Raw genomic sequence first — 14,238 nt, 5'->3', positions numbered from 1 at the left:
CTGCGGCCCCACGAAAAAGCCCCCGGTCGCATGGACCGGGGGCTTTCCTCATTCATTCGCGAGCCTGTCGCCTCACTCCGCCGGCGTGCGGTCTTCTCCCGCCAGCCTCCGCTGTCCGGCGAACATCCGGTGCAGCAGCCGCCGTCCGAAGCCGGCGATGTCGTCGACGATGGTGAACACCGCCGGGATGTAGAGCAGGGACAGGAAGGTCGAGGAGATCAGCCCCCCCACCACGGCCACGGCCATGGGCGAGCGGAACTCCACGTCGGCGCCCCAGCCGATGGCGATGGGCACCATGCCCGCCCCCATGGCGAAGGTGGTCATCAGGATCGGCCGGGCCCGTTTGTGGGCGGCGTCCATGATGGCGTCGAAACGGCTCAGGCCGCTCTTCTCGGCCATGATGATGTAGTCGACCAGCAGGATGGAGTTCTTAGCCGCGATCCCCATCAGCATCAGCACCCCGATCAGGGCGGACATGGAGAAGCTCTTGCCCGCGATCACCAGGGCGATGAAGGCTCCGCCGATGGCCAGGGGCAGGGCCGCCATGATGGTGACCGGATAGGCGAAGCTTTTGAACAGCAGGGTCAGAACCGCGTACATCAGCAGGATGCCCGACAGGAAGGCGATGCCGAAGCCCACCAGCATCTCCTGGATGAACTCGGCGTCCCCGGCAGGCACCTGACGCACGCCGTTCGGCAGGTTCTTCGCCGCCGGCAGGCGATTGACCGCCTGGCCCGCCGCGCCGGTGGTCAGGCCGTCGAGCTCGGCCGAGATGGAGGCGATGCGCGAGCGGTCCTGACGGCTGACCGTGGCCGGGCCGGCGCCGAACTCGATGTCGGCCACGGCGCTCAGAGGCACGGCGGCGCCCGAGGCGGTCGGGACGCGCAGGGTCTCCAGCACGTTCAGGTCCTCGCGCGCTTCCTCGGTCAGCTGAAGGCGGATCGGGATCTGTCGATCGCCCAGATTGTATTTGGGCAGGTTCTGATCGATGTCGCCGATGGTGGCGACGCGCACGGCCTGGGAGATGGCGCCCGCCGAGACGCCCAGCAACGCCGCCTCGTCCGGTCGCGGCGTGACCAGGATTTCCGGTCGGGCGATGGCCGCGGTGTTGACGATGTTGGCCAGGCCCTGGACCCCGCGCATCTCGTCCTCGACCTTGCGGGCCGCCGCCTCCAGCGTCGCCGGGTCGTCGCCCAGGATGGAGAAGGTGTAGCTGGTGCCGTCGCCGGGGCCGCCGCCCTGCTGGGCGATACCAGCGCGGATGCGGGCGCCGGGGATCTGCTTCAGCTCATCGACCATGACGCGGGCGAAGGCCTGCTGGCTCAGCTCGCGCTTACCCTTGGGCACCATGTCGGCGTAGACGTTGGCCTGGTTGACGGACTGGCCGCCGATGGCGGCGTAGACCGAGGTGACCTCCGGCCGGGCGTTCAGCTTCTGGGTCACCTGCTGCACCACGGCGTCGGTCTGGCGCAGAGTGGCGCCCGGCGGCAGCTCGACCTGGAAGGCGGCGCGGCCCTCGTCGGCGGGCGACATGAACTCGAACGACATCTTGGCCGCGATCGACAGGCCGATGGAGCCGAACAGGAAGACGCCGCCCATGACGAAGACGATCCAGCGGTGCTTCAGGCACCATCTCAGCGAGCGCAGATAGCCGCCCATCCAGAAGGGATCCTTGTCCTCATGATGGGTGTGCTTGAGCAGATAGGCCGCCATCAGCGGCGTCAGAAGACGCGCCACCACCAGGGAGAAGAAGACGCTGATGCAGGCGGCCAGGGCGAAGGCCTTGAAGAACTGGCCGATGATGCCGGGCATGAAGCCCACGGGCGCGAACACGGCGATGATGGTGCCGGTCGTCGCCACGACCGCCAGGCCGATCTCGTCGGCCGCCTCGAAGGCGGCGTCATAGGGCGGCTTGCCGTCGCGCATGTGGCGGACGATGTTCTCGATCTCGACGATGGCGTCGTCGACTAGGATGCCGATGGTCAGCGACAGAGCCAGCAGGGTCACCACGTTCAGCGACTGGTCCATCGGCCCCAGGATGGCGAAGGTCGGGATCAGCGACATCGGCATGGCCGTCGCCGCGATCAGGGTCGCCCGCCAGTCGCGCAGGAAGATCCACACCACGATGACCGCCAGGACCGCGCCCAGGATCAGCGCCTCCAGCGAGGCGAGGTAGGATTCCTCGATGTACTTCACGCTCGAGGTGACCTGTTCGATGGTCAGTTCGGGATGGGCCTCGTCGATCTTCTCGACCTCGGCGCGGACCTTTTCCGAGACCTTGACCTCGCTGGCCTCGCGCGAGCGCAGGAAGTTGAAGGTCACGGCCTCCTGGCCGTTGTAGCGGGCCAGGCGGCGCGGCTCGCTCCACTTGTCGACCACCGCGCCCAGATCGCCCAGGCGCACGTTCTTGCCGTCGCCGACGGGCACCAGGGTCTCGCGCAGTTGTTCGACCGAGCCGGCGGCGCCCAGGGTGCGCACGGCGCGCTCCGAACCCGCGATGGTGACGCGCCCGCCCGGCAGGTTGTTGTTGACGTTGGTCAGGGCCTGGCTGACCTGGGCCGCTGTCACGCCGTAGGCGCTGAGGCGTTGCGGATCGAGTTCGACGCGGATTTCGCGGTCCACACCGCCGGAGCGGTTGACCTCGCCGACGCCGCCCAGCGCCAGCAGGGCGCGGCTCATCTCATTGTCGATGAACCAGCTGATCTGCTCGGGCGTCATCGTCTCCGAGCGCACGACATAGGTGATCAGGGCGTCCCCGGTGATGTCGATGCGCTGAACCGTCGGCTCCTGCATGTCCTGGGGCAGGCTGGCGCGCACCCCGCTCATGGCGTTGCGGACGTCGTTGGTGGCGCGCTCGGTGTCGGTGCCCAGTTCGAACTCGATGGTGGTCGAGGACACCCCGTCCGAGACGTTGGAATAGATGTGGCGCACGCCCGACAGGCCGGCGATCGAATCCTCGATCACCCGCGTGACCTGCACCTCCATCTCGGTCGGGGCGGCGCCGGGGCGCGCGGCCGTGACCGCGACCAGGGGGAAGTCGATGTCGGGGTTGTTGTTGATCCGCATCCCGGCGAAGCCGGTCACGCCGCCCAGCGTCAGCAGCAGGAACAGCAGGATGATGGGGATGGGGTTTTTGATCGCCCAGGCGGAAATCTGGTTCATGGCCGGGCCTTACTTCTTGGCGGGCGCTTGGGCGGCGGGGGCGGCGGCCGGAGCGGCGGTCGCGGCGGCGCGAGGCGCGGCCACCGTCACCTTGTCGCCGTCGTTCAGGAAGCCGGCGCCGGCCACCACGACCCGCGCCCCGGCGTCCACGCCGTCCACCGAGGTCTGGTCGTCGCGCCGCGACAGCACCGTCACCGGGGTGAAGCGCACCGAGGAATCGGCGTTCAGCACGAACACCCCTGACCTGTTGCTGCGATACAGGACCGCATCGGTCGGCACGACCGTGGCCGGGCGGGCGCCGGCCTCGATGGCGGCGCGGGCGAACATGCCGGGCTTCAGCGCGCTGCCGGGGGCCAGGCTGATGCGGGCCAGGCCGAGGCGAGTCTGCGGATCGACTTCGGGCGTGACGATGCGGACCGTGCCGGTGGTCGATCCGGCCTGGCTGGAGGTGACGGCCGCGCTCTGACCGGCCTGGATCAGCGGCAGTTCGGTCTCGGGCACCTGGGCGTCCAGCTCCAGGCGGCCGTCGCGCACCATGCGGAACAGCTCGGTCCCGGCGGCGATGATCTGGCCCTTGGTGACGCTGCGGCTGATGATCAGGCCGCTGACCGGCGCGCGGATGGTGGCCTGGGACAGGCGGGTCTGGGTCTCGGACAGGGCGGCCAGCGCCGAGGCCAGATTGGCCGCCGAGGCGCGCTGGTTGGCCAGGGCCGTGTCCAACGAGGCCTGGCTGAGGAAGCCGCGCTCCTTCAGTTCCTGCGCGCGGGCCAGGGCGGCGTCGTCGCGGGCGGCGTTGGCCTCGGCCGTCTGCACCGCCGCCTGCTGCTGGCGCACCTGGGCCTTCAGCAGGACGTCGTTCATCTGCACCAGGGGCTGGCCCTGGCGGACGTAGGAGCCTTCATCGACATAGAGGGTCGTCGCCGTCAGCCCGCCGGTCTCGGCGCCGACCGGCACCTCCTCCCAGGCCGAGACGGTGCCCGAGGCGACCACGGTGCGGGGCAGGGCGACCGAGATCGCCGTCGTGGCGCTGACCGTCTGGCGCGAGGCCCCGCCTTCCTTTTCCTTGGGGGCGTCGCCGTGTCCGCCGCAGGCGGCCAGGGTCAGGCTCGCGGCGAAAGCCACGGCCATGGCGGAGGTCAGTCGGGCCGAAAAGCGTCGAGAGGTCGCCACGTGCGGATATCCTGGGAGATTGAGCGTTCAGTCAGGCGCGCGCCAACCTTCTGTCCGGCGTCGCGGGCATAGCAAGGCTGTTTACCCGTTCAGCGACCCGCGCTCAAACGACTCATTCGCAATTACAGAGAAGTAATCTGCAACCGGCGCGAGCATGGATCGAGCGCGGTCAGGGCCGGTCGCGCGCGGGCAGGGCGGCGACCTCGGCTTCGGTCAGGGCGCCGGCCATGCGCACGCTGCACGGCATGGACGAGGGCGAGCCGCCGACGACCAGTCGGGTGTAGTCGCCGGTGCACAGGCTGTTCATCCCGCCCATGGGCGCGAAACCGATGGCCAGGGCGTCGCTCAGCTCCGGGCAGGCGCCCGCCGCCTCAAGCCGATAGATGGTCTTGTCCAATTCGCGCACATAGACGTTTCGCCCGTCGGCCGAGGCCCGGAAGCTGCGAACGTCGTCCTGGAAGAAGCATTTGCGTGCGTTTGCAGCCGTGGCCGTCGTCCCATCGGCGGAGGTCGAGACGGGGGCGCAGGCCGCCAAGGCGCCTAGGGCGCACAGGAAGACGGAAAAGGCGAGGCGGGCGGACATGGCGTTGCTCCATGATTGGGCGAGTCCGAGGGGCTCGGTCAGCGTCAGATAGCGTCTGGAGATGAACCTTGGCTGTCAACGCGCGCCGTCGTCGCGGGTTGCGCTTCATGGCGTCGGGGATCCAGCCGCCCGGCCGCCTCGGCCGGCAGGGGCGAGGGCCGCCCCAGCAGCAGGGCCGCCAGATGCTCGCCCAGAAGGGGCGCGACGCAGAAGCCGCGCGACCCCAGGCCGGTAAGGACATGAAGCCTGTCCTCCCATGCGCCGCACAAGGGCAGGCGATCCGGCGTCGTCGCGCGCACGGCGACGCGGCGGCCGTGGACGGGCGCTTGCTCCACGCCTGCAGCGCGTTCAGGCAGGGCGGCGGCCAGGGTCGCGCGGTTGCGGGCGCTGGCCGCATCCGAGGCCTCGGGCGCGTCGATCCCCCGCTCGTGGGTGGCGCCGTACAGCATCCCCCGCCCCGTCGGCGCGGCGTAACCGCCCCAGGCGACGGGCGGCGCCGTCGTCGCGCCCTCGATCCAGTCCGCCTGCCCGGCCACGGGCGAGAGCGGCGACTCGGGCGCCAGTCGCGCCGAGCCCCAGCCGGCGGCCAAAACCACGGCGTCCGCCTCGACCAGGACGGCGTCGTCCGCGCCCCGCACGCGCCAGCCCTCCGTCACAGCCTCCAGCCGCTCAGCCCTGGCCTCGATCCGCTCGGCGCCCGCCAGCCACGGCTCCAGTATGGCGTCGGACCGCACCGTCAGCGCCGTCTTCATCATCAGCCCGCCGCGCGTGACAGGCTCGCCCAGGCGCGCGGAACAGGCGGCTGCGTCCAGCCGCTGCATGGCGTCGTCGGGCCACAGGGTCTGGGCGGCGATCTTGTCGAAGCGGGCGGCGTCGCGCGGCGCCTGTTCCAGCTGCAGCACCCCTTCGGCGACGACGGCGCCGGGCAGGGCGCGATAAAGCGCGCCCGCGCGTTCCAGCGCCTGGGCGTGGAGGCCCGCGATCAGGGCGTCGCCCGCGTCCAGGCGCGGCGTGACCAGGGAGGCCGGAAAGCCCGAGGCCCCGGCGCCCGCCCGCTCGGCCTCGATGACGGTGACGCGGACGCCCTCGGCGATCAGGGCGCGCGTGACGGCGGCTCCGGCGATTCCGGCGCCGAAGACGGCGACGTGGAGAGGACTGGGGTCAGGGCTGGGGTCAGAACCGGGGCCCGCCATGCGCGCTTCGAGCCGCTCGCGCTTCCTGCCGTGGCCCGGCTTCTTCTCGACCGTGAAGCCGTGATCGGCCAGGCCGCGCCGCACCGCTCCGGCGACGGTGAAGGTGGCCAGCCGGGCGCCGGAGCCAGAGCGCGCCGCGACCAGGGCCAGGATCTCGGGCGACCACATGCCGGGGTTCAGCGCGGGCGAGAAACCGTCCAGGAACCAGGCGTCGGCCGGTCCCGACCATTGCTCCAGCGCCCATCGGGCGTCGCCGACGGCCAGGTCGATCGTCGCGCCCCACTGCGGCAGGTCCAGTCGGTGAAAACCCGGCGTCCCGGCAGGCCAGACCGCCAGCACCGCGGCGGCCGTCTCGGCCAGTTCCGGCCAGGCGGCCAGGGCGCGCGCGGCCTCTTCGCGCGTCAGGGGGAAGCCCTCGACGGAGAAGACCTTGAGGCGCCCGCCTTCGGGCCGCTCGCGCCGCCACAGGTCCAGCAGGGCGACGATGTTCAGCCCGGTGCCGAAGCCCAGTTCGGCCACGGTGAAGGCGGAGCGCCCGGCCCAGGCTTCGGGCAGGCCGCAGCCCTGCAGAAAGACCGCGCGGGTCTCCGCCAGGCCGTCGTCCTTGGAAAAATACACATCGCCGAACCGACCCGAACGAGGCGAACCGTCGTCCGCCCACAGCAGTTGAGGCGAGGCGTCGTCGTCCATCGGCGGGGCGGTGATGTCGGGGGAGCGGGTCATGACAGCCGTCTATCGACCCTGGCGGCGGGACGGAAGCGCCATCGACCCGGCAGGCGCGCATGAAAAAAGGGACCGTCCGAAGACGATCCCTTTCTCCATCACGGTCCGCAGGACCGCGATTTAAGACTGTGAAGTCTTAGGCAGCCGGGGCAGCCGGAGCAGCGGCCGGAGCGGCGGCGGCGTCAGCGGCCGGAGCAGCGTCGGCGGCCTTGGCGGCTTCGCCAGCGGCTTCGCCAGCAGCGGCGGCAGCGTCGGTGGCGGCGGCGTCAGCCGTAGCAGCGGCGTCGGCAGCGGTGTCGGCGGCGGCGGTGGCGTCGGCAGCGGCGTCTTCAGCCTTGTCGGTGGCGGCCGGTTGGCAAGCAGCCAGGGCCAGAGCGGCGGCCGAAGCGGCGATCAGAGCGGTGATGCGCATAGGTTTCTTCCTTCAGAAGGTAAAAGCGAGACCATGAACCTCGCTGAGGGAGTGATAACGGCTTCGTGAGGAGGAGCGCAAGCGATTTCTCACGCGTTCGTGAAGGCGGGTGAGGCCGCAGGGCTTCGACCGGCAGTTCAGGCCAGAGTTCAGGCCAGAGTTCAGGCCAGAGCTCAGGCCCCGTCGGGCGGGACCGGGCGCGGCGCGGTCGGGTCCATGGGATCGGGCGGCGTCGTTTCGTTCGGGTCCGGCGGCAGGGTCGGCGGCGAGGGGACCGGCGCGGCCTCTCCCGGCGGCGGGGTCGCCGTTCCGGTCGAATCGGGCGCGGGTACGGGGCTGACGGGCGGCGCGGCCGCTGCAGGCGCGGCGTCCGTCACGGGAGCGGGCGGCTCGGGCGCCCGCTCGTTGCAGGCGGCGACGAGGGTCAGAATCGACAGGCCGCCGAGCGTGGCCGCGCAACGGCCGAGGCGGGAAGGGCGGGGTGAGGGACGCGCAGGCATGGGACGGCTCCAGGCGTAGGGCCGCGCACGCGGCCGTGATCCTGAGAGAACCGTCGTGAACGCTCCGTGTTCCGAAAACGCCGGAAAGGCGTCAGGCGTCCATCGGCGCGGCGGCTAGGGCCTCTTCCATCTCGGTGAAGGACGGCTGGGCGGTCGAGGGGATGTCGCCGCGTCCGATTTCGACCGAGATCTGGGCCGCATTGCCGTGCAGGTGGGCCACCAGCACCGACTGGATGATCTTGTAGTAGGCGCCTTCCTCCTCGACGATGGCGTTCAGGCGCGAGGCGAACGGCCCCACCAGCCCATAGGCCAGGAAGACGCCCAGGAAGGTGCCGACCAGGGCGCCGCCGATCATGCTGCCCAGAATTTCCGGCGGCTCGGTGATCGATCCCATGGTCTTGATGATGCCCAGCACGGCGGCGACGATGCCGAGCGCCGGCAGGCCGTCGGCCAGGGTCTGCAGCGCGTGGGCCGGGGCCAGGGCCTCGTGGTGGTGCTTCTCCAGCTGTTTCTCCATGGCGTCCTCGATCTGGTGCGGATCCTCGAGGTTCATGGTCATCATCCGCAGGGTGTCGCAGATGAAGTCGGTGGCGAAGTGGTCCTTCAGCACCTTGGGATACTTCTGGAAGATGGCGCTCTCGGCGGGCTTCTCGATGTGGTTCTCCAGGGCGATCACGCCCTTGGACTTCATCGTCTTGGTCAGCTGGAACAGCAGGCTGAGCAGGTCCTTGTAGTCCTGCTTCTTCCACTTCGGCCCGGCGAAGCACTTGCCCAGGCCGCCGAGGGTGGCCTTGATGACCGGCAGGCTGTTGGAGATCAGGAAGGCCGCGATCCCCGCCCCGAAGATGGCCATCAGCTCATAGGGCAGCGAATAGAGGATCGTCGCCATCTTGCCGCCGTGCAGCAGGAAGCTGCCGAACACCATGGCGAACAGCATGACGATGCCGATGATCTGGAACATGAGGCGAGCAGGCGTCCTGGAGCCGAAAGGGTCGGGAGGCCGTTATCGCCGTTAATGCTTAAGGGCGCGTTTCGCGAATCCCGGTTCGGGACAAAAAGAACAGAGACCCTTCTCCCTCCCCTTCATGGGGAGGGTGGTCGCGTAGCGACCGGGTGGGGACGGCTTGGTGATCCTGGGCGCAAGGTTCCACAGACTTGGTTGTCCTTCCGGCCTTCGGCGCTTGTCCAGACCTGCCGCCCCCACCCGTCTTCGGCTTCGCCTCAGCCACCCTCCCCATAAAGGGGAGGGAGAAATTTAAAGCCGCGTCGCGCCGCTGAGGATGTTCTCGCGCGCCTTGGCGGTCAGCTTCTGATAGCCGGCCTTGCCGCCGCGCACATAGACGGCTCCGTCGACCTTCTCCGGGTCGAAGCCGTCGGCGACTAGGTCGACCTTGCGGTATTTGAAGGTGCCGGTGGTGTCGGCCGACTTCAGCATCCGCACGAACACCGGTCGGGCGTAGGTCGGCAGTTGCTCGTCAGCCCAGGCGGCGAAGCTCGCGGCGTCGAACTTGCCGTCCAGCACCAGGCCGACCATGCCCGCCTTGCCCTCCTGGCCCGGCACCTCGACGCCATAGGCGATGACCTCCTGCACGCCCGGCGCCTCGGACAGGCGCTGTTCGACCTCGGCGGTCGAGACGTTCTCGCCCTTCCAGCGGAAGGTGTCGCCCAGCCGGTCCATGAAGTAGAGGTAGCCCTCGCGGTCCTGGCGCATCAGGTCGCCGGTGCGGAACCAGCGGTCGCCCTTCTTGAACACGTCGGTCAGGATCTTCTTCTCCGACGCCTTCTTGTCGGCGTAGCCCGAGAAGTCGTGGCGGATGTCGCTGCCGATCTGGCCGATGGCCTCGCCGGTCTCGCCGATGGAGACCGGGACGCACAGACCGTTCGATCCGCGCAGGGGCTCGCCCGTCTCGGGGTCCAGCGCGATCAGACGGATGTTGATCTGCGACTTCAGATAGCCCGGCACCCGACCGATGGCGCCCGCCTTGCCGTCAAAGTTGAACAGGGAGACGTTGCCCTCGGTCGAGCCGTAGAACTCAAGGATGTCCTTGATGCCGAAGCGGCTCTGGAACTCGGGCCAGACGTCGGGGCGCAGGCCGTTGCCGAAGGCCAGCCGCAGCTTGTGGCCCTTCTCGTCCGGGTGTTCCGGGCTGTTGACCAGATAGCGGCACAGCTCGCCGATATAGACGAACAGGGTCGCGCCCGTCGCCTTGACGTCCGGCCAGAAATGGGTGGCCGAGAAACGTCGCCGCGTCACCATCCGTCCGCCGTTCAGCAGCACCGAGCCGACCCCGACCAGACCGCCGGTCGAGTGATACAGCGGCAGGACGTTGAACAGCACGTCCTTGGGCGTCGAGGCCGTGGCGCCGGCGAAGGCGCGCATATAGGTCCGCACCCGCGAATGCGGCATCCGCGCCGCCTTCGGCAGGCCCGTCGTGCCCGAGGTGTAGATGTAGAGGGCCGTGTCGCGGTTGGTCATGCCCTGGCGCAGCGAACGGTCGGGCCGAACCGAGGAGGCGCTGCGCACGGCGTTGTCCAGGTCGCGGCGCGTATTGGTCTCATTCTCCTCGCCCAGGCCGTGGACCCAGATCATTAGGTTGCGGTCGACCAGGGCGCGCGCGTCCTCGACCGCCTGCCAGCAGTCCTCGTCCGTCACCACGTTGAAGGCGGTCGAAATGGTCAGGCAGTGGGCCAGGGCCGCGCCGGTCAGATTGTTGTTGATCAGGGCGGTGGCCACCCCGACCTTGGAGAAGCCGAACCAGGCCGCGACGTATTCCACGCGGTTGTGCATCACGAGGGCGATGACGTCGCTGCGCTTCAGGTTGCGGCTCTTGGCCCAGTTGGCGTAGCGGTTCGCCAGGGCCTCGAACTCGCGATAGGTCAGCTTGCGGGTCTCGTCCTCGACGGCGATGTTGGGGCCGAACTTGTCGACCGCCTCCTCGATGTCGTCACAGGCCAGCACGTCGCTGTCGAGGGTGATGGGCTTGATGCGCTTCAGAAGCCGGAACAGCCCGCTCGCGAACTTGATGTCACGCCGGATGTTTGCCGCCAGTCCCATGGGTGCGCCGCCTCTTCCCGATTTGCCCTTGCCACGGTGATGGACGGCGAGGGGCGGCGGGTCAACCGGCGGCGGGGACGCAGGCTGGGTCATTCTGAAAAAAGACAAGCTTTCGCGTGCTTTTCAATGACGTAAGGTCAAGTCGAAGGCCGACGCAACGTCAACCTGATGCTGGGATGACGGCGGCGTTCACACTGGGTCGTCTACAGAGGAAATCAGACGAACGTCGTCATGACTGATGACGCCGCCGCCGCATCTCAGCGCGCGGCGGGCGCCACGCGCCAGATCGCGTCGCCCACGTCGTCGGCGACCAGCAGGGCGCCGCGCCCGTCGACCGCCACCCCGACCGGCCGCCCCATGGCCTCGCCCTTGTCATTGCGGAAGCCGGTCAGCACGTCCTGCGGCGGCCCGTCCGGCCGCCCGTCGCGGAAGGGCACGAAGATGACCTTGTAGCCGGACGGCGGATTGCGGTTCCACGAGCCGTGCTGGCCGATGATCGCCCCGTTTCGCCACTGCGGCAGCAGCGCCCCCGTATAGAAGGTCAGGCCCAGCGACGCCGTGTGCGGCCCCAGGGCGTAGTCGGGCTTGATCGCCCTGGCGACCATGTCGGGCCGGGCGGGCTGCACCCGCTCGTCGACGTTCTGGCCGTAATAGCTCCACGGCCAGCCGTAGAAGGCGCCCGGCGTGACCGAGGTCATATAGTCGGGGACCAGATCGTTCCCCAGGGCGTCGCGCTCATTGACCGAGGTCCACAGGCGGCCGTCCTGCGGGTTCCAGGCCAGGCCGACGGGGTTTCTCAGCCCCGAGGCGAAGACGCGCCGCGCGCCCGTCGCCGCGTCGATCTCCAGGATCGCGGCGCGGTCGACCTCCTCGTCCAGCCCGTTCTCGCCGATGTTGGAGTTGGAGCCGACGCCGACATAGAGCTTGGTCCCGTCGGCCGAGGCGACCAGGCTCTTGGTCCAGTGGTGATTGCGCCCGGCCGGCAGGTCCGCGACCTTGACCGGCGCCGCGTCGATGCGCGTCTGGCCTGTCTGATAGGGGACCATGACCACGGCGTCGGCGTTGGCGACGTACAGCCGCTCGCCGACCAGGGCCATGCCGAAGGGCGAGGTCAGGCCGCCCAGGAAGACGGTCTTCGTCTCCGCCGTCCCGTCGCCGTCGGCGTCGCGCAGCAGGCTGATGCGGTCGGCGCTGGGCCGTTCGCCCGACCCGGCGCGCGCCATCACCAATCCCTCGATCCAGCCGCGCAGGCCCCCCTTCTTCTCCTTCGGCCTGGCGGGCGCCTGGGACTCGGCGACCAGCACGTCGCCGTTGGGCAGGACGTAGAGCCAGCGCGGATGGTCCAGCCCTGTCGCAAAGGCGTTCACCGCCAGCCCCGCCGCTGGGATCGGCGTCCGGCCTTCCGGCCAGCCGACGGCGGGGGCGATCTTCACCATGGGGACTCGCTGCGGCTGCGGCGCCGGCAGGTTGGGCGCGGCGCCGAACCCGTCCGTTTCCGGCAGCACGCTTTCGGTCTCGCAGGCCGCCAGACCGAGTGCGGCGACGAGGGGCAGGGCGAGGAAGAGGGGGCGAACAGACATGACGGACATCCTGAACGATTGCCCTTCATCATACGCCGTTTCGCGCGAGAAGGGGCCTCCCCCTTGAGCGGGCGGGGCGCCCTGCCTATCTGCCATCCCCGAAGCCGGGAGGGGCTCCATGCCAGCCGTCATTTCCATCGAAGGTCTGACCAAGACCTACAAGTCCGGCCATCAGGCCCTGAAGCGCGTCGATCTGGAGATCGAGAAGGGCGAGATCTTCGCCCTGCTGGGTCCGAACGGGGCGGGCAAGACGACGATGATCTCCATCGTCTGCGGCATCGTCACCCCGTCCAGCGGAACCATCATCGCCGACGGTCACGACATTCAGTCCGACTACCGCGCCGCCCGCACCCGCATCGGCCTGGTCCCGCAGGAGCTGACGACCGACGCCTTCGAGACCGTCTGGGCCACTGTCGCCTTCAGCCGGGGCCTGTTCGGCAAGGCGCCGAACCCGGCCTATGTCGAACAGATCCTTCGCGACCTTTCCTTGTGGGACAAGAAGGACGCCAAGATCATGACCCTGTCGGGCGGGATGAAGCGCCGCGTCATGATCGCCAAGGCCCTGAGCCACGAACCGGAAATCCTCTTCCTGGACGAGCCTACGGCGGGCGTGGACGTCGAACTGCGCCGCGACATGTGGGCCCTGGTGCGCCGCCTGCGCGATCGCGGCGTGACCATCATCCTGACCACCCACTACATCGAGGAAGCCGAGGAGATGGCCGACCGCGTCGGCGTCATCCTCAAGGGCGAGCTGATCCTGGTCGAGAAGACCGCCGACCTGATGCAGAAGCTGGGCCGCAAGACCCTGACACTGAACCTGCAGGAGCCGCTGGCCGCCCTGCCGCCCGAACTGGCCGAGTGGCCGCTGGAGCTCAAGAATGACGGCGGCGAGATCGAATACGTCTTCGACTCCAACGCCGAGCGCACCGGCGTCCCGTCCCTGATGCGCCGCCTGTCGGACCTCGGCATCGGCTTCAAGGATCTCAGCACCCGCCAGAGCTCGCTCGAGGACATCTTCGTCGGCCTGGTCCATCAGGATCGGGAGGCCGCGTGATGAGCTTCAACGGATATGGCGTCTGGGCCATCTACCGCTTCGAGATGGCGCGGGCCTTGCGCACGCTGTGGCAGTCGCTGGTGACGCCGGTCATCACGACGTCACTCTACTTCGTCGTCTTCGGCGGCGCCATCGGCAGCCGCATGACCGAGGTGGACGGCGTCCCCTACGGCGCCTTCATCGTGCCGGGGCTGATCATGCTCAGCCTGTTCACCCAGTCGATCTTCAACGCCTCCTTCGGCATCTACTTCCCCAAGTTCACCGGGACGATCTACGAGATCCTGTCCGCCCCCGTCTCGCCGCTGGAGATCGTCCTGGCCTATGTCGGGGCGGCGGCGACCAAGTCGGCGATCCTGGGCCTGATCATCCTGGCCACGGCGGCCTTCTTCGTGCCGCTGGAGATCCTGCATCCCTTCTGGATGCTGGCCTTCCTCATCCTGATCTCGACCACCTTCGCCCTGTTCGGCTTCATCATCGGGGTTTGGGCGCAGAATTTCGAGCAGCTCCAGTTCATTCCCATGCTGATCGTCACGCCCCTGACCTTCCTGGGCGGCGCCTTCTATTCGATCGAGATGCTGCCCGAGGGCTGGCGCACGCTCGCCCTGTTCAACCCGGTGGTCTATCTGATCTCGGGCTTCCGCTGGGCCTTCTACGGCGTGGGCGACGTCAGCGTTCAGGTCAGCCTTCTGGCCACGCTGGGCTTCTTCTTCGCCTGTCTGGCGGTGGTGGGCTGGATCTTCAAGACGGGCTATCGTCTGAAGAACTGAAGGCCACGAAAGCGCCGAACTCGGCGCTCACCGTCGTGG

11 protein-coding genes are annotated in these 14,238 nt (G+C 68.9%); 2 read left to right on the top strand and 9 right to left on the bottom strand.

Annotated features, from left to right (window positions below):
- Positions 1–72: 72 nt before the first annotated feature.
- The 9 genes from ACWGL1_RS01890 to ACWGL1_RS01850 all read right to left on the bottom strand — a co-directional run bounded on the left by ACWGL1_RS01890 (position 73) and on the right by ACWGL1_RS01850 (position 12,387).
- Positions 73–3,162: an efflux RND transporter permease subunit gene (locus ACWGL1_RS01890; RefSeq protein WP_338576813.1), complete on the bottom strand. Its 3,090-nt coding sequence runs from the start codon at positions 3,160–3,162 to the stop codon at positions 73–75.
- 9 nt (positions 3,163–3,171) lie between these two features.
- A complete protein-coding gene (locus tag ACWGL1_RS01885; RefSeq protein ID WP_452111028.1) occupies positions 3,172–4,332 on the bottom strand; it encodes an efflux RND transporter periplasmic adaptor subunit in 1,161 nt (386 codons plus the stop codon).
- 169 nt (positions 4,333–4,501) lie between these two features.
- Positions 4,502–4,915, bottom strand: a complete 414-nt coding sequence (locus tag ACWGL1_RS01880) for a DUF6491 family protein (protein WP_291777227.1) — start codon at positions 4,913–4,915, stop codon at positions 4,502–4,504.
- A 44-nt stretch (positions 4,916–4,959) separates the two neighbouring features.
- Entirely contained in the window at positions 4,960–6,831 is a 1,872-nt protein-coding gene (gene mnmD, locus ACWGL1_RS01875) for a tRNA (5-methylaminomethyl-2-thiouridine)(34)-methyltransferase MnmD (RefSeq protein WP_452111027.1), read from the bottom strand.
- Positions 6,832–6,967: 136 nt separating this feature from the next.
- On the bottom strand, positions 6,968–7,243 hold the full coding sequence (locus ACWGL1_RS01870; RefSeq protein ID WP_291777233.1) for a hypothetical protein: 276 nt from the start codon (positions 7,241–7,243) through the stop codon (positions 6,968–6,970).
- A gap of 173 nt (positions 7,244–7,416) precedes the next feature.
- Entirely contained in the window at positions 7,417–7,743 is a 327-nt protein-coding gene (locus ACWGL1_RS01865) for a hypothetical protein (protein ID WP_452111026.1), read from the bottom strand.
- A gap of 91 nt (positions 7,744–7,834) precedes the next feature.
- The gene (gene motA / locus ACWGL1_RS01860; protein ID WP_291777239.1) at positions 7,835–8,704 is read right to left on the bottom strand and encodes a flagellar motor stator protein MotA; all 870 of its coding nucleotides are present in this window, start codon (positions 8,702–8,704) and stop codon (positions 7,835–7,837) included.
- Positions 8,705–8,998: 294 nt separating this feature from the next.
- The gene (locus ACWGL1_RS01855; protein ID WP_452111025.1) at positions 8,999–10,798 is read right to left on the bottom strand and encodes a long-chain-acyl-CoA synthetase; all 1,800 of its coding nucleotides are present in this window, start codon (positions 10,796–10,798) and stop codon (positions 8,999–9,001) included.
- Between the two features lie 257 nt (positions 10,799–11,055).
- Positions 11,056–12,387 carry a PQQ-dependent sugar dehydrogenase gene (locus ACWGL1_RS01850; protein ID WP_452111024.1) on the bottom strand — a complete coding sequence of 444 codons (1,332 nt, stop codon included), beginning with the start codon at positions 12,385–12,387 and terminating at the stop codon, positions 11,056–11,058.
- 109 nt (positions 12,388–12,496) lie between these two features.
- Here ACWGL1_RS01850 and ACWGL1_RS01845 point away from each other — a divergent pair, with 109 nt between their 5' ends.
- Together ACWGL1_RS01845 and ACWGL1_RS01840 are read left to right on the top strand one after the other, a co-directional pair.
- The gene (locus ACWGL1_RS01845) at positions 12,497–13,432 is read left to right on the top strand and encodes an ABC transporter ATP-binding protein (protein ID WP_291777249.1); all 936 of its coding nucleotides are present in this window, start codon (positions 12,497–12,499) and stop codon (positions 13,430–13,432) included.
- Positions 13,432–14,199, top strand: coding sequence for an ABC transporter permease (locus ACWGL1_RS01840; protein WP_291777252.1), 768 nt, complete (start codon positions 13,432–13,434; stop codon positions 14,197–14,199). Before ACWGL1_RS01845 ends, ACWGL1_RS01840 begins: the two co-directional genes overlap by 1 nt.
- The last annotated feature ends 39 nt before the right edge of the window (positions 14,200–14,238 follow it).

Source organism: Brevundimonas sp. NPDC055812 (assembly GCF_053616535.1).
This window is presented reverse-complemented; position numbering and strand designations above follow the sequence as displayed.

Bases quoted from the DNA above. Each gene is read 5' to 3' on its own strand.
- ACWGL1_RS01890 (WP_338576813.1), bottom strand. From the start codon at position 3,162: ATGAACCAGATTTCCGCCTGGGCGATCAAAAACCCCATCCCCATCATC.
- ACWGL1_RS01880 (WP_291777227.1), bottom strand. From the start codon at position 4,915: ATGTCCGCCCGCCTCGCCTTTTCCGTCTTCCTGTGCGCCCTAGGCGCC.
- mnmD (WP_452111027.1), bottom strand. From the start codon at position 6,831: ATGACCCGCTCCCCCGACATCACCGCCCCGCCGATGGACGACGACGCC.
- ACWGL1_RS01870 (WP_291777233.1), bottom strand. From the start codon at position 7,243: ATGCGCATCACCGCTCTGATCGCCGCTTCGGCCGCCGCTCTGGCCCTG.
- ACWGL1_RS01865 (WP_452111026.1), bottom strand. From the start codon at position 7,743: ATGCCTGCGCGTCCCTCACCCCGCCCTTCCCGCCTCGGCCGTTGCGCG.
- motA (WP_291777239.1), bottom strand. From the start codon at position 8,704: ATGTTCCAGATCATCGGCATCGTCATGCTGTTCGCCATGGTGTTCGGC.
- ACWGL1_RS01855 (WP_452111025.1), bottom strand. From the start codon at position 10,798: ATGGGACTGGCGGCAAACATCCGGCGTGACATCAAGTTCGCGAGCGGG.
- ACWGL1_RS01850 (WP_452111024.1), bottom strand. From the start codon at position 12,387: ATGTCCGTCATGTCTGTTCGCCCCCTCTTCCTCGCCCTGCCCCTCGTC.
- ACWGL1_RS01845 (WP_291777249.1), top strand. From the start codon at position 12,497: ATGCCAGCCGTCATTTCCATCGAAGGTCTGACCAAGACCTACAAGTCC.
- ACWGL1_RS01840 (WP_291777252.1), top strand. From the start codon at position 13,432: ATGAGCTTCAACGGATATGGCGTCTGGGCCATCTACCGCTTCGAGATG.